This is a genomic window from Sphingomonas naphthae (genome assembly GCF_028607085.1).
GTDB lineage: Bacteria > Pseudomonadota > Alphaproteobacteria > Sphingomonadales > Sphingomonadaceae > Sphingomonas_Q > Sphingomonas_Q naphthae.
The window spans coordinates 3,317,501-3,336,896 of sequence record NZ_CP117411.1 but is presented as its reverse complement, the minus strand read 5'-3'; the positions used below and the strand labels follow the sequence as shown (position 1 = coordinate 3,336,896).

The window sequence follows — 19,396 nt, the reverse complement described above, 5'->3', positions numbered from 1 at the left end:
ATCAGGCCGCCTCCGCCCGCACCTCGAGCGCCTCGGCGATCAGCTCGAACGAGCGCAGGCGGGCGCCGAAATCGTAGATGTCGGACACGATCATCAGTTCGTCCGCGCCGGTTTCCGCCAGCAGCGCCTCGACCCCGGCCCGCACCGTCGCGGGCGCGCCGTGGATCGCGCGGGTCAGCATGCGCTGGGCCTGGGCCTTTTCCATCGGCGTCCAATAATCGTCGATATCGTCGATCGGGGGGCGGCTGAGGCCGCGCGTGCCGCGGAACAGATCGGCGAAGCTCATCTGCTGGGTGGTCGCCAGCCGCCGCGCCTCGGCATCGCTGTCGGCGGCGATGATGTTGACGCCGATCATCGCGTGCGGGCGATCGAGCTGGGCCGAGGGCTGGAAGCGGTCGCGGTAGATTTGCAGCGCCGGCAGCAACTGATCGGGCGCGAAATGCGAGGCGAAGGCATAGGGCAGGCCGAGCGCGGCGGCGAGCTGCGCGCCATAAGTGCTGGAGCCCAATATCCACAGCGGCACTTCCGTCCCCGCCGCCGGCACGGCCTGCACCGCCTGATGCGCGCGGGCCGGGGCGAAATAGGCCTGAAGCTCCTGCACGTCCTGCGGGAAGCTGTCGGTGGCGGTGAGCGTGCGGCGCAGCGCGCGGACGGTATGCTGATCTGTGCCGGGCGCGCGGCCGAGGCCGAGGTCGATCCGGCCGGGATGCAGTTGGGCGAGCGTGCCGAACTGTTCGGCGATCACGATCGGCGCATGGTTGGGCAGCATGATGCCGCCCGCGCCCACCCGGATCGTGCTGGTGCCGGCGGCGACATGCGCCAGCACCACCGATGTCGCGGCGCTGGCGATGCCGGGCATGTTGTGATGCTCGGCCACCCAATAGCGGGTGTAGCCGAGCGTCTCGGCATGGGCGGCCAGATCGCGGGCGCGGTCGAGCGCCTCGCGCGGGCTGGAATTGTCGGCGACCCGCACCAGGTCGAGGATCGAATAGGCGGCCATGCTGCGCTCCTTTGACCCCGGATGTAGGGCGCGCTCCCGGCCGCTGCCAGTTGCGCCGGACAACTTAATCTTGGGGGCCATCCGCCCAGGACAGGGGCCGCGCCACCTCTTCCAGCGGCCGCCCCTCCGCCGCGATGCCGAGTTTCAGGGTGACGAGCGCGGCCAGCGCCATCAGGCCGGCGCCGAGCAGATAGCCGCCGAGGATGGCGTCACGCGATCCGCTCTCGATCAGTTCGCCGAACAGCCAGGGGGCGGCCACCCCGCCGAGACCCGTGCCGATCGCGTAGAAGACCGCGATGGTGAGCGCGCGGGTCTCGATCGGGAAGCTCTCCGCGACGGTGAGATAGGCCGAGGAGGCGGCGGCCGAGGCGAAGAAGAAGGTGACGCTCCAGCAGAGCGTCTGCCCGGTCGCGTCGAGCGCGCCCTGCCGGAAGAGCAAGCCGGTCGCCGCCAGCAGCATCGCCGAGGCCATGTAGGTGCCGACGATCATCGGCCTGCGCCCGACCGTGTCGAACAGCCGTCCGAGAAGCAGCGGCCCCAGCACGTTGCCCGCCGCGAAGGGCAGCACGTACCAGCCCGTCGCGCCGGAGGGCACGCCGTAGAAGTCCGTCAGCATCATCGCATAGGTGAAGAAGATGGCGTTGTAGCAGAAGGCCTGCGCCACCATCAGGCTCAGCCCCAGCGCGGTGCGGCCGGGGTAGAGGCGGATCAGCGTGCGGGCCACCTCGCCCAGCGAGGTCGCGCCCCGCGTGTGGAGGCGTGCGGTGCCGATGGCGGGCGGCAGGACATGGCCTTCGGCCGCGATCCGCCGCTCGATCGAGGCGACCACCGCCTCGGCTTCGTCCGGGCGGCCATGAATCACCAGCCAGCGCGGGCTTTCCGGCAGGAAGCGGCGGAGCAGCAGGATGACGAGGCCGATCGCCGCCCCGCCGAAGAAGGCCAGCCGCCAGCCATATTCGGGCGCGACGAGGGCGGGATCGAGCAGCACGATCGATCCCGCGCTGGCCAGCGCCGCGCCGACCCAGAAGCTGCCGTTGATGACCAGATCGGTCCAGCCGCGCCGCCGCGCGGGGATCAGTTCCTGAATGGCCGAATTGATCGCGCTATACTCGCCGCCGATCCCCGCGCCGGTGAGGAAGCGCATCAGCGCGAAGCTGGGCAGATCCCAGGTGAAGGCGGTGGCCGCCGTGGCGGTGAGGTAGAGGAGCAGGGTGAGGCTGAAGAGCGTCTTGCGGCCCAGCCGATCGGTCAGCCAGCCGAAGAACAGCGCGCCGATCACCGCGCCGGCCAGATAGGCGCTGTTGGCGAGGCCCACGTCGCCGGCGGTGAATCGCAGGCTCGGGCTCTCGCGCAGCGCGCCGGCTACCGAGCCGGAGAGCGTCACCTCCAGCCCGTCGAGGATCCAGGTGATGCCGAGCGCGACGACGACGAGCCAGTGGAAGCGGCTCCACGGCAGCCGGTCGAGCCGGGCGGGAACGTCGGTGGTGACGATCGGGGATGGCGAGGGGGCTGCCATGTCCGGATGGTAGGGGCGGGGGGCCGGGCTGTGAACCCCCGCGCCGATCGGACGGGCGGCGTGCTCAGGCCCGGTCGGCGCCCGCCAGTTCCTTGTTGATGTAGAGCGCGACGAGCGTGCAGACCGCGCCCGACAGCAGGTACACGCCCGAGGCGGCCAGCCCGAAATGGCTCGTCAGCAGCAGCGCGGCGAGCGGCGCGAAGCCGGCGCCGAACATCCACGCCAGATCGGAGGTGAGCGCCGATCCGGTGTAGCGCGACTGGGGCGAGAAGCTGGAGGCGACCACGCCCGAGGATTGGCCGAAGGACAGGCCGAGCAGCATGAAGCCGATCACCATGAAGGCGACTTCGCCGAGATCGCCGCCGGTCAGCAGCAGCGGCGCGGCCACGCTGAACACTGCGATCGCCACGGCGGTCGCGCCCAACAGGGTGCGGCGGCCGGTCTGGTCGGCGATGAAGCCCGAGGCGACGATCGCCAGGATGCCGACGACCGACCCGATCATCTCGATCACCAGGAAATGCTGAATCGATTCGCGCGTGAACAGCGCGATCCACGACAGCGGAAACACCGTGACCATGTGGAACAGGGCGAAGCTGGCGAGCGGGGCGAAGGCGCCGATGACGATCGTGCGCCCCTCGCGCCGGACGGTGGGGATCACCGCCGAGGGCTGGAGATCGCGGGTCTTGAACAATTCCTCGAACTCGGGCGTCACGACGATGCGCAGGCGGGCGAACAGCGCCACCACGTTGATCGCGAAGGCGACGAAGAAGGGATAGCGCCAGCCCCAGCCGAGGAAATCCTCGACCGAAAGCGCATCGATGAAGAAGGCGAACAGCGCGCTCACCACCAGCAGGGCGATCGGCGCGCCGACCTGCGGCATCATCGCATACCAGCCGCGCCGGTTTTCGGGCGCGTTGAGCGACAGGAGCGAGGAGAGGCCATCCCATGTGCCGCCCAGCGCCACGCCCTGCCCCGCGCGGAACAGCGCCAGCAGCGCCACCGCCCAGATGCCGATCGTCTGATAACCCGGCATGAAGGCGATCGCCGCAGTCGATCCGCCGAGCAGGAAGAGCGCGATGGTGAGCTTCACCCCGCGCCCGTAGCGTTCGTCCACCGCCATGAAGATCAGCGACCCCACCGGCCGCGCCATGAAGGCAAGCGCGAAGATGGCGAAGGAATAGATCGTGCCCGTCAGCCGATCGACGAAGGGAAACACCAGCGCCGGGAACACGATCACCGAGGCGATGGCATAGACGAAGAAGTCGAAGAATTCGGAGATCCGGCCGATGATGACGCCGATCGCGATGGTCGCGGGGGTGCCGCCGTGATCGTGGAGATCGCGGGCGTCCTGCTCCATCGACGTCGAGTTGGGCGCTGCGGCTTGCGCACTCATGATCGGTCCTCAAGGCTTCTGGTCGGGCAACGAACGGCGGAACGGTCTTTTCCCCACGCCGGATCCGCCATGGGGGTCTGTCTGTTCCTATGCTGCCCCAATGGCCGTTTCGTCGCCATGGGGTGATTGGACAAAGTGTCCTATGTCGGCCCCCGCCCAATCGGACTAGGCGACCGCCCATGATCCACCGCCGGATGCCATCCCCCGCCCGTCTCCTCCGCTCCGCCGCCTCGCTGGCCGGCCTGATGGCGCTCGGCGGCTGCAACATGGTCGTGATGGCGCCGGCCGGCGACGTCGCGGTCCAGCAGCGCGACCTGATCGTCATCTCCACGGTGCTGATGCTGCTCATCATCATCCCGGTGATGGCGCTGACGGTGTTCTTCGCGCTGCGCTACCGCGCCGCCAACCAGTGCGACGATTACGACCCGGACTGGGATCATTCGACCACGCTGGAGCTGGTGATCTGGTCGGCGCCGTTGCTCATCATCATCTGCCTGGGCGCGGTGACGTGGCTCAGCACGCACCTGCTCGATCCCTATCGCCCGCTCGGCCGGATCGATCATGCCCGGCCGATCGACAAGGCGGTCCCCCCGCTCGAGGTGCAGGTGGTCGCGCTCGATTGGAAGTGGCTGTTCGTCTATCCCGATCTGGGCATCGCGACCGTCAACGAGCTGGCCGCGCCGGTCGATCGACCGATCCGCTTCACCATCACCGCCTCGACCGTGATGAACAGTTTCTACGTGCCCGCGCTGGCCGGCCAGATCTATGCGATGCCGGGCATGGCGACGACGCTCCACGCGGTCGCCAACAAGCCGGGCAATTACGAGGGCTTTTCCGCCAATTATTCGGGCGCGGGCTTTTCCAACATGCGCTTCCGCTTCCACGCGCTCGACCGCGCCGGCTTCGATCGCTGGGTGGCGGGCGTGAAGGCGGGCGGCGGGGCGATGGACCGGCCGACCTATCTGAAGCTGGAGAGGCCGAGCGAGAAGGTGCCGGCGCGGCGCTTCGCCACGGTCGATCCCGCGCTGTTCCAGGCGATCGTCAACATGTGCGCCCGGCCCGGCCAGCGCTGCATGTCCGATCTGATGCGGATCGACGCGAAGGGCGGCGCGGGCAAGGAATCGGCGCGCGACACGCGCGGCCTCCGATATGACGGCGTCGGCGATCGCGGCGCGCTGGAGAAGGAGCCGGAAGAGAAGGGCTCCTCGCCGCACCTCAGCAAGGACAATGATCCGACCCCTCCGGGCAAGGCCGCCCCGACCCGCACGCACGAGAACCGCGACATGACGTTGAACACCGCGCCCACCGGCGCCTCCCTCGCGGCGGAGCGCGCCTGATGTCCGCCGATCACAGCATCTGGAAGACGATCTTCGGTCGCCTCACCTGGGAATCCTTCCCCATCCACGAACCGATCCTGATCGGCACCTTCGCGATGGTGGCGCTGGGCGGGCTAGGCGTCCTCTATCTCGTCACCCGCTATCGGCTGTGGGGCTGGCTGTGGCGTGAGTGGTTCACCACCGTGGATCACAAGCGCATCGGCATCATGTACATGGTGCTGGGCCTCGTCATGCTGCTGCGCGGTTTCGCCGACGCGGTGATGATGCGGCTCCAGCAGGCGATCGCCTTCAACGGATCGGAGGGCTATCTCAACGCCCACCATTACGACCAGATCTTCACCGCGCACGGCGTCATCATGATCTTCTTCGTGGCGATGCCGCTGGTGACGGGGCTGATGAACTATATCGTCCCGCTCCAGATCGGCGCGCGCGACGTGTCCTTCCCCTTCCTCAACAATTTCAGCTTCTGGATGACGACCGGCGGCGCCGTGATCGTGATGATGAGCCTGTTCATCGGCGAGTTCGCGCGCACCGGCTGGCTGGCCTATCCGCCGCTCTCCGGGCTCGCCTACAGCCCCGATGTCGGGGTCGATTATTACATATGGGGCTTGCAGGTGGCGGGTGTCGGCACCTTGCTGTCGGGCGTGAACCTGATCGCGACCATCGTGAAGATGCGCGCGCCGGGCATGGGCATGATGAAGATGCCGGTGTTCACCTGGACGTCGCTGTGCACCAACGTGCTGATCGTCGCCGCCTTCCCGGTGCTGACCGCCGTGCTCGTGCTGCTCAGCCTCGATCGCTATGTCGGCACGGCGTTCTTCACGAACGACTTCGGCGGCAATCCGATGATGTACGTCAACCTCATCTGGATCTGGGGCCATCCGGAGGTCTACATCCTGATCCTGCCGGCGTTCGGCATCTTCTCCGAAGTGACCTCGACCTTCTCGGGCAAGCGGCTGTTCGGCTATACGTCGATGGTCTACGCCACGGTCGTCATCACGATCCTCAGCTACATCGTCTGGCTGCACCATTTCTTCACGATGGGATCGGGCGCCAGCGTCAACAGCTTCTTCGGCATCACGACGATGGTGATCTCCATCCCGACGGGCGCCAAGATCTTCAACTGGCTGTTCACCATGTATCGCGGCCGCATCCGTTTCGAGCTGCCGATGATGTGGACGATGGCCTTCATGCTGACCTTCGTGATCGGCGGCATGACGGGCGTGCTGCTGGCGGTGCCCCCGGCGGACTTCGTGCTGCACAATTCGCTGTTCCTGATCGCCCATTTCCACAACGTCATCATCGGCGGCGTGCTGTTCGGGCTGTTCGCGGGGATCAATTACTGGTGGCCCAAGGCGTTCGGCTTCAAGCTGGATACGGTCTGGGGCAAGCGCAGCTTCTGGCTGTGGGTGGTCGGCTTCTGGTTCGCCTTCATGCCGCTCTACATCCTGGGGCTGATGGGCGTGACGCGGCGGATGCGGGTGTTCGATGATCCCAGCCTCCAGATCTGGTTCGTGATCGCGGGCTTCGGCGCCTTCCTGATCGCGCTCGGCATCGCCGCCATGCTGATCCAGTTCGCCGTCAGCATCCGCGACCGGGCGAAGCTGGCCGACACGACCGGCGATCCATGGAACGGCCGCACCTTGGAATGGGCGACCTCCTCGCCGCCGCCGGACTATAATTTCGCCTTCACGCCGGTGGTGCATGACGGGGACGCCTGGGCCGACATGAAGAAGCGCAACTACCAGCGCCCGATCGAGGGCTTCCGCGCGATCCACATGCCGAGCAACACCGGCACCGGCGTGATGCTGGCGGGACTGAGCGTCATCTTCTCCTTCGCGATGATCTGGTACATGTGGTGGCTGGCGGGTCTCTCGTTCGTCGGGCTGCTGGCGGTCGCGATCGGCCATACGTTCAACTACAAGCGCGATTTCCACATTCCGGTGAAGGATGTCGTGCGGGTCGAGGGCGCGCGCAGCAAGCTGCTCGCCGGGGAGGCCTGAACCATGCCGAGCGCAACCCTCCCCGCCGACGGCGAAGCCCCGGTCTTCTACCTCGCCGACGAGCATGACCATGCCGAAGGCGGCAGCACGATGCTGGGCTTCTGGCTCTATCTGATGAGCGACTGCCTGATCTTCGCGGTGCTGTTCGCGACCTATGCGGTGCTGGGCGGCAGCTATGCCGGCGGCCCCGGCCCGCGTGATCTGTTCGAGCTGCCGCTGGTGGCGGTCAACACGGCGATGCTGCTGTTCTCCTCGATCACCTACGGCTTCGCGATGCTCGCGTCGGACAAGGGGCGGGTGGGCGCGACGCAAGGCTGGCTGGCGATCACCGGCCTGTTCGGTCTGGCCTTCCTGTCGATCGAACTCTACGAATTCTCGATGCTGATCCACGAGGGGGCCGGGCCGCAGCGCAGCGCCTTCCTCTCGGCGTTCTTCACCCTCGTCGGCACCCACGGGCTGCACGTCACCTTCGGCATCGTCTGGCTGGTGACGCTGATGGTGCAGGTGGGCAAACACGGCCTGATCGCGGCCAACCAGCGGCGGCTGATGTGCCTCAGCCTCTTCTGGCACTTCCTCGACGTGATCTGGATCGGCGTCTTCACCTTCGTCTATCTCATGGGGATGCTGCGATGAGCGCGCACGACCACGCCCACGGCAGTCACGACGACCATCATGGCGATACGCCGCACGGCTCGATGGGCGGCTATATGATCGGCTTCGGCCTGTCGGCGATCCTGACGGCCATCCCCTTCTGGCTGGTGATGAGCGAGGTGCTGGGCAGCGCGAGCTGGACGGCGGTGGCGATCATGGCGTTCGCCGTGGTGCAGATCCTCGTCCACATGATCTTCTTCCTCCACATGAGCACGCGCTCGGAAGGGGGCTGGACGATGATGGCGCTGATCTTCACGGTCGTGATCGTCGGCATCACGCTCTCGGGATCGATGTGGGTGATGTACCACCTCAACACCAACATGATGCCGCATGTGATGGCGGAGCCCGGCACCACGCCCGAGGCCGGCATGCACGACATGGGTAGCATGCCGTGACACGGGCCGGGCGGCTGGCGGGGCTGGGCCTCGTCGCCGCGCTGCTGGTGGCGGGCCTGATCGCGCTGGGGCTGTGGCAGCTCGAACGGCGCGTGTGGAAACATGCGCTGATCGCGCGGGTCGAGGCGCGGGTGGGTGCCGCGCCGGTGGCGGCGCCGGGATCGGCGGAGTGGCCGGCGGTCACCGCCGCCTCCCATGAATATCGCCGGATCTTCGCGATCGGCCGTTACCTTGCCGATCGCGACACGCGCGTGCGCGCCACCACCGATCTCGGCAGCGGCTATTGGGTGATGAGCCCGCTCGATACGGGCGCGGCGGGCATCCTGATGGTCAATCGCGGCTTCGTGCCGCAGGGGGCGGCCCCCGCCGCTTATGCCCCGCCCGCCGGCCCGGTGCGGATCACCGGGCTCCTCCGCATCAGCGAACCCGGCGGCGGCTTTCTGCGGAGCAACGATCCCGCCGCCGACCATTGGTATTCGCGCGACGTGGCCGGCATCGCGGCGCGGCGAGGGCTCGGCCGGGTGGCGCCCTATTTCATCGATGCCGCGCGAACGGGCGAGGGGCTGCCGGTGGGTGGGCTCACCGTGATCGCCTTTGCCGACAATCACCTGCAATATGCCCTCACCTGGTTCGCGCTGGCGGCGCTGGTGGCGGGGGGCTACATCGTGCTGATGCGCGAGGACCGGAAGCGCGGGCGGCCATGACCGTCCTCAAGATGCGGGGCGTGAGCGCCACGCCCGACCGATCGCCCGAGGCGGCCGGCCGCGCCAACATGCTGCTGCTGATCCAGCTGCGCTGGATCGCGGTGGCGGGGCAGATCGTCACCATCCTGCTGGTCCATTTCGGCATGGGCATCCGCCTGCCGCTGCTGCCGATGCTGCTGCTGCCGCTGGGCGCGGTGGTGCTGAACGGGACGAGCCTGCTCGTGCTGCGCCGCCGGTTCGAGGTGGCCAATGCCGAATTGTTCGTGGCCCTGCTGTTCGACGTCTTCTCGCTGGCGGGGCAGCTCTACCTGAGCGGCGGGGCGACCAATCCGTTCATGGCGCTGTTCCTGTTGCAGGTGGTGCTGGGGGCGATCCTGCTCGACATGGCCACGACCTGGGCGATCGTCGCGGTGACGAGCCTGTGCGCCGGATCGCTGGTGTTCGCCTATCGCCCGCTGATCCTGCCGCCCGGATCGCGCGACGATCTGTTCGACATGCACATCGCCGGCACCTGGGTCTGCTTCTTGATGATCGCCGTGCTGCTGGTGCTGTTCGTGCGCCGCATCGCCGAGAATCTGCGGAGCCGCGACGCGCGGCTGGCCGAATTGCGGCAGCAGGCGGCGGAGGAGGACCATATCGTCCGCATGGGGCTGCTCGCCTCGGGCGCGGCGCATGAACTGGGCACGCCGCTGTCGTCGCTGGCGGTGATCCTGAACGACTGGCGGCACATGGCGCTGCTCAAGCACAATCCCGTGCTGCGGGAGGAGATCGGCGAGATGCAGGCGGCGGTGGCGCGCTGCAAGGCGATCCTGACCGGGGTGCTGCAATCGGCCGGCGCGGCGCGCGGCGAGGGATCGGAAGTGGTGCGGCTGCGCGCCTTCCTGGACGCCACCGTCATCCGCTGGCGGGAGACCAATCCGGCGGTGGTGGTGGAGTATGCCGCCACGCTGGCCGCCGATCCGCTGATCGTGTCCGATCCGGCGATCCAGCAGGTGCTGGTCAACGTGCTGGAAAATGCGCGCGAGGCCTCGCCCGACTGGATCGGGGTGGAGGTGACGGGGGACGCGGCGATGCTCGACATCCGTGTGTCCGATCGCGGCGCCGGCTTCGCGCCGGAGATGCTGGCCGATATCGGCAAGCCCTATCGATCGACCAAGGCGCGGCAGGGCGGGGGGCTCGGCCTGTTCATCACCTTCAACGTGATGCGCAAGCTCGGCGGCGAATTGCGCGCGATCAATCTGGCGGGGCGGGGCGCCTGCGTGCGGCTGACCCTGCCGCTTGCCGCGCTGGTGGTGGGGCAAAGATGATCGACGAGGAAGCCGAGCGGCTGCTGCTGATCGTCGAGGACGATCAGGCCTTCGCGCGCACCCTGCAACGCTCGTTCGAGCGGCGCGGCTACCGGGTGGTCGCGGCGGCGAGCCATGAGGCGGTGGCGGCGCTGCTGGAGGATGAGGATCCGGGTTTCGCGGTGGTCGATCTGAAGCTCGGCAGCGCCTCCGGCCTCGTCTGCGTCCAGACGCTCCACGCGCACGATCCGGAGATGCAGATCGTGGTGCTGACCGGCTTCGCCAGCATCGCCACCGCCGTCGAGGCGATCAAGCTGGGCGCGTCGCATTATCTGGCGAAACCGGCCAACACCGACGAGATCGAGGCGGCGTTTACGAAGGGACAGGGCGACATCGACGCGCCGGTCACCACCCGCCAGACATCGATCAAGACGCTGGAATGGGAACGTATCCACGAGACGCTGGCGGAAACCGACTTCAACATTTCCGAGACGGCGCGGCGGCTGGGGATGCACCGGCGGACCCTGGCGCGGAAGCTGGGCAAGCGCCAGGTGAGTTGAGGAGCACCGGTCGTTTCGGGAGACGAAATTCCCCTTCGCAGGGAACCTGAACCGCCGCCGGGATTTACCACCCGAGCGGGAGCGTCCGAGGACCGACAAAGGCGGCCGGGATGCCAAGAGGGGTTCGGGTTTGCTTCATCGATCGTTGATCCTGCTCGTCGGCGGCGGCCTTGGCCTTGTCGCGCCGGCTGTCGCGCAAACCGCGTCCGATCCCCGGAAATCCGCCGATACTCCCCCGCAGGCCGACCAGAAGGCGCTCGACGATCCCGCGTTCGAGGCGAGCCTGCCGCCGCTCGACCAGACCGCGCCGCCGCCCGTCGCCGCGCCCGAGGCGTCGTCGGTGCCGGCCGCCGATCCCGATCTCGCCCAGCCGCTGCCGCCGATCGCCGGCTTCGACGCGACCCCGCCGCCGGCCATTGCCGTCACTGACGAGAAGGCCGAGCGGATCAAATATGATGTGGTGCTGAAAGGGCTGAAGCCGGTCGATCTGGAGGCGCCGTTCCGCAGTCTCTCCGCTCTGTTACAGGACGGGCGCGATGCCGCCAACGCCTCGCAGGTCGGGGCGCGGGCGAGCGAGGATGTCGGGCTGGCCGAGCGGCTGATGCGATCCGAGGGCTATTATGACGGGCTGGCCGCCGCCGACGTCGATACCCTGCCCAACGCCAGGAGCCGGCTGACCGTCACCCTCACCGCGACGCCCGGCACGCGCTACACGCTGGGCGGCATCGCCATCACCGGGGCCGAGCCCGAGCCGACCCGCCATGCGCGCGACGCGCTCGACCTGAAGACCGGCACGCCGATCCGCGCTGCCGAGATCGAGAGCGCCGAGGCCAATATCTCGCTGCGCCTGCCCGAGCGCGGCTATCCGTTCGTCGAGGTGGGCAAGCGCGACATATTGCTCGACGAGCGCGATCATCATGGCGATTACACCCTGCCGATCACGGCGGGGCCGAAATCCAGCTTCGGCGGCATCCGCGCCGAGGGCGATCCGGTGTTCACCGCCGATCATATCGAGGTGCTGACCCGCTTCGATCGCGGCCAGCTCTATGACAGCCGGCAGGTGGACGATCTGCGCCAAGCGTTGATCGCGACCAGCCTGCTATCGACCGTGTCGGTCGAGCCGACCCGCACCGGCCAGACCAGCGCCGACGGCACGGAGACGGTCGATCTGGTGGTGAAGCAGACCAAGGGGCCGCAGCGGCAACTGGCGGCGAGCGCTGGTTACGGGACGGGCGAGGGCATCAAGGTCACCGCCGGCTGGACGCATCGCAACCTGTTTCCGCCCGAAGGCGCGCTGTCGGTCGAGGCGATCGCGGGGACGCAGCAGCAGGGCCTCAGCACCGCTTTCCGCCGATCGAACGCTGGGCAGCGCGATCGGGTGTTCGCGCTGGGCGCCTCGGTCGCGCGGCAGGATTTCGATGCCTACAACGCACAGACGGTGAGCCTGACGGGCAGCCTGTCGCGCGCCAGCACGCCGATCTTCCAGAAGAAATGGACGTGGAGCATCGGCGGCGAGCTGATCGCGACGCGCGAGACGCGCTTTCAGTCGGCGGTGCAGGATCGCACGCGCAGCACCTATCTGATCGCGGCCGTGCCGCTCCAGCTGGGCTATGACGGATCGGACAGCCTGCTCGATCCCACGAAGGGCTTCCGGGTGACCGGCCGGGTCAGCCCCGAGGCGCAGAAGCGCACCGGAGGCGGCGGGTTCGATGGCTATGCCCGGCTGCTCGCCGAGGGCAGCGCTTATTATTCGCTGACCGACGCGCTGGTGATGGCGGGCCGGGCGCGGGTCGGATCGATCATGGGCGCGGGCCGGGATTCGATCGCCCCGTCGCGGCGCTATTACGCCGGCGGCGGTGGATCGGTGCGCGGCTTCGGGTTTCAGGAGCTGGGGCCGAAGGATGCCAATGGCGATCCGGTCGGCGGGCGATCGCTGACGGAATTCGCGGTCGAGGCGCGCTATCGCTTCGGCAATTACGGCATCGTGCCCTTCTTCGATGCCGGTCGGCTGGGGCAGGGGTCTACGCCCTCGATCAGCAACATGCGCTACGGCGCGGGCATCGGCGTGCGCTATTACACCAATTTCGGGCCGTTCCGCATCGACGTGGCGACCCCGATCAACCGCCAGCCGGGTGAATCGAAGATCGCGCTCTACATGAGCATCGGGCAGGCATTCTGATGGCGAGCGAGGCCCCCGAAATCTCCACCGTCCGCCCGTTGTGGCAGCGCGTCCTCAAATGGATCGGCATCGTCCTTGTCGGGCTGGTGCTGCTCGTCGGCCTGCTGGTGCTGGCGATCGATACCCAGCCGGGGCGGCGCTTCCTCGTCGATCGGGTGGCGGGGTATGAGACCGCGTCGGGGATGAAGGTCGGCATCGGCCGGATCGACGGATCGCTCTACGGCCGGATGGTGGCGCGCGACATCACGATCCGCGACCCGCGGGGCGTGTTCGCCGAGGCGGGGCAGCTCACGCTCGACTGGCGGCCGTTCGCCTACCTCACCTCGAGCAAGGTGGACGTGCGCGAGCTGGCCTCGCCCGAAATCCGCGTTCTGCGGATGCCGGTGCTGAAGCCGGTGCCGTCGGATCCGAACGCTCCGTTGCTGCCCGATATCGACGTGATGGTCGGGCGGCTGGCGATCGACCGGATCGTGATCGAGCCGGCGGTGACCGGTCGGCGGCATGTGCTGCGCGCTTATGGGTCTGCCGATATCGCCAGCGGCCGGGCGAAGCTCGATCTGGATGCGCGCGCGGTGGCGGGGCGCGGTGTCGCGGGTGGCGATGTGCTTCGGCTGAAGCTGGATGCGGTGCCCGATGCCAACCGGCTGACGATCGACGGCACGCTGACCGCGCCGGTGGGCGGGCTGGTGGACAGCTATTCGGGGCTCGGCAAGCCGCTGGCGCTGACGATCGGCGGCAAGGGCGACTGGGCGAACTGGGCAGGCCGGCTGACGGGCCGCGCGGGCGCCGCGCCGCTCGCCGATCTGGCGCTGACCGCGCGCAACGGCGCTTTCAGCTTGAAGGGCGACACGATGCCCGGCGCGCTGATGGAGGGGCCGACCGCGCGGCTGACCGAGCCCAAGCTGGCGATCGACCTCGCCGCGACCCTCGGCGAGCGGCGCGCCGACGTGAAGCTGGTCGCGCGATCGGCGGCGCTGGCGGTGGATGCCGCCGGCCTGATCGATCTGGGCAACAGCCGCTTCGGCAATTTCAAGGTCGACGCGCAATTGCTGAAGCCCGGCGCGATCGCCGAGAATGTCGGCGGGCGCGACGTGCGGGCGACCGCCACACTCGACGGCGCCTTCGCCACCCCGACGATCGCCTATCGCCTCACCGCCGCCCAGCTCGGCTTCGGCACGATGGGGATCGAGGGGCTGACCGCCGAGGGCGCGGCGCGGATCGACGCCGACCGCATCCTGATCCCCATCAAGGCGCGAGCGCGGCGGGTGACGGGGCTCAACGCGGCGGCGGGCGGCCTGCTCACCAATCTGGCGATCGACGGCGATCTCGCCTGGTCGGGCGGGCGGCTGCTGTCGGACAATCTGAAGCTGAAATCGGACAAGATCGACGCGACCGCGCTGATCCTCGCCGATCCCGCCAAGGGCCGCTACACCGGCGCGATCAAGGGCCGGGTCAACGATTACCGGGTCGACGGGCTCGGGCGGATCAGCCTGACGACCGATGCCGAGCTGGTGCCGGGCGCGCAAGGCGGCTTCGGCATCCGCGGCGGTTTCCGCGTCGTCACCCGGAGCCTCGACAATGCCACCCTGCGCGACACGCTGGGCGGCAATGCGGTGACGGTGGCGCGCTTCGGCTTCGACGAGAATGGCGTGGCGACCCTGACGGGCCTGCGGATGACCGCGCCGTTGTTCGCCATCACGGGCGGGCAGGGCAGCTACAATATCGAAACCGGGCGGATCGCCTTTGCCGCGCGCGCCATGTCGAAGGCCTATGGGCCGCTGGCGGTGACGGCATCGGGCACGCTGGAGCGGCCGCTGGTGAAGCTGCGCGCGGCGCGGCCGGGGCTGGGCGCGGACCTGCGCGATGTCGAGGCGGAATTGCGCGGGGTCGCGGCGGGCTATGCGATCAAGGCGACGGGGCAATCGGCCTACGGGCCGCTGTTCGCCGACGTGCTGGTGCGATCGGGGCGCGGGCCGCTGGCGGTGGATATCCACAGCGCGCGTTTCGCCGGGATCGATTTCGGCGGGAGCATCGTCCAGACCAGTGCCGGCCCGTTCGCGGGGACGCTCACCCTGGCCGGATCAGGCCTCAACGGAGGGGTACGATTGTCGGCGGCGGGCGCCAACCAGCGCGCCGATGTGGACGTGGCGGCCAGCGCCGCGCGCATCCCCGGCCCGCAGCAGATCACCATCGGCAGCGGCCTGATCCGCGCCACCGCGACGATGTACCCGAAGGGGCCGGCGGCGACGGGCCGCTTCCTGCTGACGGACGTGCGGCAGGGCGAGACCAGCCTCGCCCGCGCGCAAGGGCGGTTCGACTATCGCGACGGCAGCGGCAGCGTGGCGCTCGCCGCCAACGGTCGCGCGGGCGTGCCGTTCGATCTGGCCGCGCAGGCGCGACTATCGCCCACGCGGGTGGTGGCGAATTTGAAGGGCAGCGCCAATCGGGTCGCCTTCCGCCTCACCGCCCCCGCCGTCGTCACCAAGGCGGGCGCGGACTGGGTGCTGGCGCCGACGACCCTGGTGGTGCCGCAGGGGCAGATCGAGATGCGCGGCCGCTATGGCGCGACGACCGATTTCCATGCGCGGCTCGGCAATATGGATGTCGGCATCGTCGAGGCGTTCATGCCGGGGCTGGGCCTGGGTGGCCGCGCGACGGGCACGGTGGATTATACGCAGGCGCCGGGCGCCACGGTGCCGACGGTGCGGGCGCGGATGGATATCGCCCGCTTCACGCGGACGGCGGCCTATGTCGTCTCCGCGCCGGTGGACGTGGCGATGTTGGGCACGCTCGACGGCAATGGCGGCGACATGCGCGCGCTGATCCGGCGCGGCGGCGGCATCGTCGGGCGGATGCAGGCGCGGCTGGCCCCGCTGGGCGGCGGCGCGACCCTGAGCGAGCGGCTGTTCGCCGCGCCGCTATCGGGTGGCATCCGCTACAACGGCCCGGCCGAGGTGCTGTGGACCCTGACGGGCATCGCGGGGCAGGAATTGAGCGGGCCGGTGGCGGTCGCGGCCGATTTCGGCGGGCGGCTCGATCGGCCGAGCCTGACCGGCATCGCCCGCGCCAATGCGCTGCGCTACGAAAATTCGGCCTATGGCACGGTGATCTCGAACATCGCGCTCGACGGGCGCTTCACCCAGTCCCGGCTGGAGCTGGTGTCGCTGACGGGCAAGGCGGGCAGCGGATCGCTCAGCGCCAGCGGCACCGTCGGGCTGGACGCGGCATCGGGCTTCCCGATCGACCTGAAGGCGACCCTGCGACGGGCGCAGCTGGCGCGCAGCGACGCGCTGGGCGCGACCGTGTCGGGCAATATCGCCGTCACCAACAGCCAGTCGGCCGGCGCGCTCATCAAGGGCGATCTCACCATTCCCGAGGCGCGCTACGAGATCATCCGCCAGGGCGCCGCCGAAGTCGCCGAGCTGGAAGGCGTGCGCCGCCGCACCGATCGCCCGCAGACCGAGGCGGAGAAGCAGGCGGCGGCCGGCGTGCCGAGCAACTGGAAGCTCGATATCCGGGTGCGCGCCGACAACAAGATCTTCGTGAGCGGCATGGGGCTGGAGGCCGAATGGGCGACCGACCTGAGGGTCGGCGGCACGGCCAGCGACCCGAGGGTGGTCGGCACGCTCTCGGTCGTGCGCGGCACCTACAGCTTCGCCAGCCGCCGGTTCGAACTGGCCAACACCGGCAAGGTGCGGTTCGAGGGCGGGGCGGTGACCGATCCCAGCCTAGCGCTGGCCGCCAGCACCACGGTGGAGGGCGTGACCGCCACGATCAACATCGGCGGCCGGGCGATGAACCCGCAGGTGACCTTCACCTCCACCCCCTCGCTGCCGCAGGACGAGGTGCTGTCGCGCCTGCTGTTCGGCCAATCGGTGACGAGCCTGTCGCCGACGCAGGCGATCCAGCTGGCCGCCGCGCTCAATTCACTGCGCGGGTCGGGCGGCGGCCTCAACCCGCTGGGCAAGCTGCGCTCCGCCTCGGGCATCGATCGCCTGCGCGTGCTGGGCGCCGACAAGACCGCCGGGCGCGGAACAGCGCTGGCGGCGGGGCAATATATCTCCAACGACATCTATGTGGAGATCATCACCGACGCGCGCGGCTTTACCGCGACGCAGCTGGAGGTGGCGCTATCGAAGGCGCTGAGCCTGCTGAGCCAGACGGGGTCGTTCGGTGGGTCGAGCGCGAGTGTGCGGTATTCGAAGGATTATTGAGGGGGCGAGGGGGCATGAGTGGAGCGCAGGTTTCGACCAGCATACGGCGTCCTCCGGTCAAGCTTGAACGGCAGCTTCCACCGGGACCAGCCATTCACTGAGCCTATAATCCAGTGCTTCGGGGGCGTCCTGCTAGCCGATCCAATCCGGATTGGAGCATTCCGATGGGCCTGCTACGTCGATGGATTACAAATTAGGAATTTGCCGCTATAGCGCCGCCCTTATGGGAGAGCCTGTCCGAACAGCGTCAAAGTATGGGTGAGTTTCCGGAGTGGTTCCCGAACGGCTGTCCGCATGACGCCGCCGAGGTGAACACGACCCTATATCATGGTTGCGAAACCGATCCGGCCAGCCAAGAGGATTTTACGCCGCACGCTCGGTCGGACCTCCCTCGTAAGCAGGCGATGGCACGTGCCGGCGGTTGCATGGCCTTTGGTCTTTCGGTGTGGACAAGCGAGGCAGATGCAACACACGCGCAGGAGCTATTTCGCTACGCGGCCCGTTGGCATATCTTCAGGGGCGATGTGACCGAAGATGATGGCCAGCTGGCTCCGACGCCAACGGCCAACCAGCCTTCGCACCACACGTTTTGGGCCTATGATGGTATCGATTTGATGGGGAAGTTTGTACCCGCGTTGCCGCCGTTGGCGGGTGGGGCGTAGTATGTGGGAAACGTGGCAGACGGGCAGAACGGACTGGAACCTGGGGCACATTGTCCCAGATGAGGTTCTATACTTTCTGAACGGGCCTGCGATTTTCACCTGTCGCATTGGACTTCTAACCTATTTGTTTTTCAAATCGGATGAATTTGAAGCGGGAGATTATTATCTAGCTTCGCCTATTTCGGAGCGTGAACTAACCGCGCTTAAGCAAGGACGGCTATCCGTTCGCGGTGCCTTAAGTCAGCCATATTGCTGGTTCCTTCAAACCGATTTCGATCTCGGGGTGCAGCGCTACGAGGAAAAACGCGAAAGTGAAATTCGTGGTTTCCTGCCGAAGTCGGGCGTGCCCCTTCTAGGTTCCTTTCGGACGGCGCCAGACTCAATCGCGCAATCCGATGCTCTTTTTGCATTCAAGTTTTACGGCGATGAAATGTCTGAAGAAGGTATGCCGTTTTCGACTTTCAAGGGCCTTGTTGACAGCGTTTACGATGTTGTTCGGAAGGCCCTAACACCTAACTCGCTGTCGGGCGGTCGAGACAAGAACTTCATCGATTACCCGGTGAGGCAACCGGAATTTGCCAGCCTTCTAATCGCCATCGACGATCCAGAAATCGACGGAGCCCGGTTGCGAGCGCAACGTCGCACACGCAATTTAGAGCCGGAAGCCGTCGCCGAGGAAGCGTATCAGCGTGGGCGTGAGTTCGCGGAACAGATTGAGCGGACGGTTGATCTTGCGATGGAAGGCCAGCTTCCTGATGACTATGGCCGCGATAACTTCGAATTTATTCAACAGATTGTAGAAATTCTCCCGTCTGCGGACGGCGACGTATCAAAACTTCAGTTTTCGTCAACTTCAGGCGGCGCAGAGGTTTTTGTAGAAGTTGATGCTATCGCAGGCGATCGCATTCGAGCATCCTACGCCTCAGTTGCGGGTCGCGACGTCCACATGACGGGGATCGTAGATAGTATCATTGGTTCTTCGAAGACGTTCCGATTGAGGACTGACTATGGTCGCGAAATTACATGTCAGTTGGGGTGGAATCAGTTCGATGAACTAACCGCAAGTGACCGTCTACGGTACGGAGTTCGGATCGGCGTAAATGGCCGCTATGTTGAACGGCAGCGGCGAGATTGGATGAAGGTAGAGGGTGAACCCATCTTCTTCTAGGGCGGATTTGCCGACTTTCGCAGCAAGATCCGCCTGTTCGCTACCGGCTAAATCTCAGTCGACCCATGAGATCAGAGAAGCAATCGCTGAATGTCGGCATTTGGTAAGACGTGCCGTTCGTCACATCGCCGGTGAATGGCAGGAATATCACAAAGTCAGCGGTTGGCACCAATCGCGAGTTGGCACGAGGCCGCACAATCCTCGCACTCGTTCAAGACGCGCGCCACCATCGGGGTGAGGGGCGGTCATTTTAGTTTGCTGGCCCTCCCCCCACCATCGCGAGCGCCACAGCCTCCGCCACCTTGATCCCGTCGATCGCCGCCGAGAG

Annotated in this window: 15 protein-coding genes (1 of these 15 only partly in view); 11 read left to right on the top strand and 4 right to left on the bottom strand. The window is 67.3% G+C overall.

Annotated features, from left to right (window positions below):
* Position 1 precedes the first annotated feature (1 nt).
* The 3 genes from PQ455_RS16045 to PQ455_RS16035 form a co-directional block, all read right to left on the bottom strand.
* Entirely contained in the window at positions 2 to 1,000 is a 999-nt protein-coding gene (locus PQ455_RS16045; protein WP_273687108.1) for an LLM class flavin-dependent oxidoreductase, read from the bottom strand.
* 64 nt (positions 1,001 to 1,064) lie between these two features.
* Positions 1,065 to 2,516, bottom strand: a complete 1,452-nt coding sequence (locus PQ455_RS16040) for an MFS transporter (RefSeq protein ID WP_273687107.1) — start codon at positions 2,514 to 2,516, stop codon at positions 1,065 to 1,067.
* Between the two features lie 64 nt (positions 2,517 to 2,580).
* Positions 2,581 to 3,909 carry an MFS transporter gene (locus PQ455_RS16035; RefSeq protein ID WP_273687106.1) on the bottom strand — a complete coding sequence of 443 codons (1,329 nt, stop codon included), beginning with the start codon at positions 3,907 to 3,909 and terminating at the stop codon, positions 2,581 to 2,583.
* 194 nt (positions 3,910 to 4,103) lie between these two features.
* Between PQ455_RS16035 and cyoA the strand changes: the two genes are divergently transcribed.
* The 11 genes from cyoA (at position 4,104) to PQ455_RS15980 (ending at position 19,068) form a co-directional block, all read left to right on the top strand.
* Entirely contained in the window at positions 4,104 to 5,246 is a 1,143-nt protein-coding gene (gene cyoA, locus PQ455_RS16030; RefSeq protein WP_420542877.1) for a ubiquinol oxidase subunit II, read from the top strand.
* Complete coding sequence (cyoB, locus tag PQ455_RS16025) at positions 5,246 to 7,249, top strand: cytochrome o ubiquinol oxidase subunit I (RefSeq protein ID WP_273687104.1); 2,004 nt, start codon at positions 5,246 to 5,248, stop codon at positions 7,247 to 7,249. The genes cyoA and cyoB overlap by 1 nt, the downstream gene beginning before the upstream one ends.
* A gap of 3 nt (positions 7,250 to 7,252) precedes the next feature.
* Positions 7,253 to 7,882, top strand: coding sequence for a cytochrome o ubiquinol oxidase subunit III (gene cyoC / locus PQ455_RS16020; RefSeq protein ID WP_273687103.1), 630 nt, complete (start codon positions 7,253 to 7,255; stop codon positions 7,880 to 7,882).
* Complete coding sequence (gene cyoD / locus PQ455_RS16015; RefSeq protein WP_273687102.1) at positions 7,879 to 8,295, top strand: cytochrome o ubiquinol oxidase subunit IV; 417 nt, start codon at positions 7,879 to 7,881, stop codon at positions 8,293 to 8,295. Before cyoC ends, cyoD begins: the two co-directional genes overlap by 4 nt.
* Positions 8,292 to 8,999: an SURF1 family protein gene (locus PQ455_RS16010; protein WP_273687100.1), complete on the top strand. Its 708-nt coding sequence runs from the start codon at positions 8,292 to 8,294 to the stop codon at positions 8,997 to 8,999. Before cyoD ends, PQ455_RS16010 begins: the two co-directional genes overlap by 4 nt.
* Entirely contained in the window at positions 8,996 to 10,306 is a 1,311-nt protein-coding gene (locus PQ455_RS16005; protein ID WP_273687098.1) for an ATP-binding protein, read from the top strand. Before PQ455_RS16010 ends, PQ455_RS16005 begins: the two co-directional genes overlap by 4 nt.
* Complete coding sequence (locus PQ455_RS16000; protein ID WP_273687097.1) at positions 10,303 to 10,845, top strand: response regulator transcription factor; 543 nt, start codon at positions 10,303 to 10,305, stop codon at positions 10,843 to 10,845. The genes PQ455_RS16005 and PQ455_RS16000 overlap by 4 nt, the downstream gene beginning before the upstream one ends.
* Before the next feature lie 130 nt (positions 10,846 to 10,975).
* Entirely contained in the window at positions 10,976 to 13,024 is a 2,049-nt protein-coding gene (locus tag PQ455_RS15995; RefSeq protein ID WP_273687095.1) for an autotransporter assembly complex protein TamA, read from the top strand.
* Positions 13,024 to 17,238 carry a translocation/assembly module TamB domain-containing protein gene (locus PQ455_RS15990; RefSeq protein WP_273687093.1) on the top strand — a complete coding sequence of 1,405 codons (4,215 nt, stop codon included), beginning with the start codon at positions 13,024 to 13,026 and terminating at the stop codon, positions 17,236 to 17,238. Before PQ455_RS15995 ends, PQ455_RS15990 begins: the two co-directional genes overlap by 1 nt.
* A 254-nt stretch (positions 17,239 to 17,492) precedes the next feature.
* The gene (locus PQ455_RS15985) at positions 17,493 to 17,900 is read left to right on the top strand and encodes a hypothetical protein (RefSeq protein ID WP_273687091.1); all 408 of its coding nucleotides are present in this window, start codon (positions 17,493 to 17,495) and stop codon (positions 17,898 to 17,900) included.
* Between the two features lies 1 nt (position 17,901).
* Positions 17,902 to 19,068, top strand: a complete 1,167-nt coding sequence (locus tag PQ455_RS15980; RefSeq protein WP_273687089.1) for a hypothetical protein — start codon at positions 17,902 to 17,904, stop codon at positions 19,066 to 19,068.
* Between the two features lie 250 nt (positions 19,069 to 19,318).
* Here PQ455_RS15980 and PQ455_RS15975 read toward each other — a convergent pair whose 3' ends face one another.
* Positions 19,319 to 19,396, bottom strand: the 3' portion of a protein-coding gene (locus PQ455_RS15975) for an NAD(P)/FAD-dependent oxidoreductase (protein ID WP_273687087.1). The gene runs 1,557 nt beyond the window's last position; 78 of the gene's 1,635 nt are visible here — the last part of the coding sequence; the start codon falls outside the window, past its right edge; it ends in the stop codon at positions 19,319 to 19,321.

Coding starts and splice junctions, on each gene's coding strand:
- PQ455_RS16045 (WP_273687108.1), bottom strand. CDS start 1,000: ATGGCCGCCTATTCGATCCTCGACCTGGTGCGGGTCGCCGACAATTCC.
- PQ455_RS16040 (WP_273687107.1), bottom strand. CDS start 2,516: ATGGCAGCCCCCTCGCCATCCCCGATCGTCACCACCGACGTTCCCGCC.
- PQ455_RS16035 (WP_273687106.1), bottom strand. CDS start 3,909: ATGAGTGCGCAAGCCGCAGCGCCCAACTCGACGTCGATGGAGCAGGAC.
- cyoA (WP_420542877.1), top strand. CDS start 4,104: ATGCCATCCCCCGCCCGTCTCCTCCGCTCCGCCGCCTCGCTGGCCGGC.
- cyoB (WP_273687104.1), top strand. CDS start 5,246: ATGTCCGCCGATCACAGCATCTGGAAGACGATCTTCGGTCGCCTCACC.
- cyoC (WP_273687103.1), top strand. CDS start 7,253: ATGCCGAGCGCAACCCTCCCCGCCGACGGCGAAGCCCCGGTCTTCTAC.
- cyoD (WP_273687102.1), top strand. CDS start 7,879: ATGAGCGCGCACGACCACGCCCACGGCAGTCACGACGACCATCATGGC.
- PQ455_RS16005 (WP_273687098.1), top strand. CDS start 8,996: ATGACCGTCCTCAAGATGCGGGGCGTGAGCGCCACGCCCGACCGATCG.
- PQ455_RS16000 (WP_273687097.1), top strand. CDS start 10,303: ATGATCGACGAGGAAGCCGAGCGGCTGCTGCTGATCGTCGAGGACGAT.
- PQ455_RS15990 (WP_273687093.1), top strand. CDS start 13,024: ATGGCGAGCGAGGCCCCCGAAATCTCCACCGTCCGCCCGTTGTGGCAG.
- PQ455_RS15985 (WP_273687091.1), top strand. CDS start 17,493: ATGGGTGAGTTTCCGGAGTGGTTCCCGAACGGCTGTCCGCATGACGCC.
- PQ455_RS15980 (WP_273687089.1), top strand. CDS start 17,902: ATGTGGGAAACGTGGCAGACGGGCAGAACGGACTGGAACCTGGGGCAC.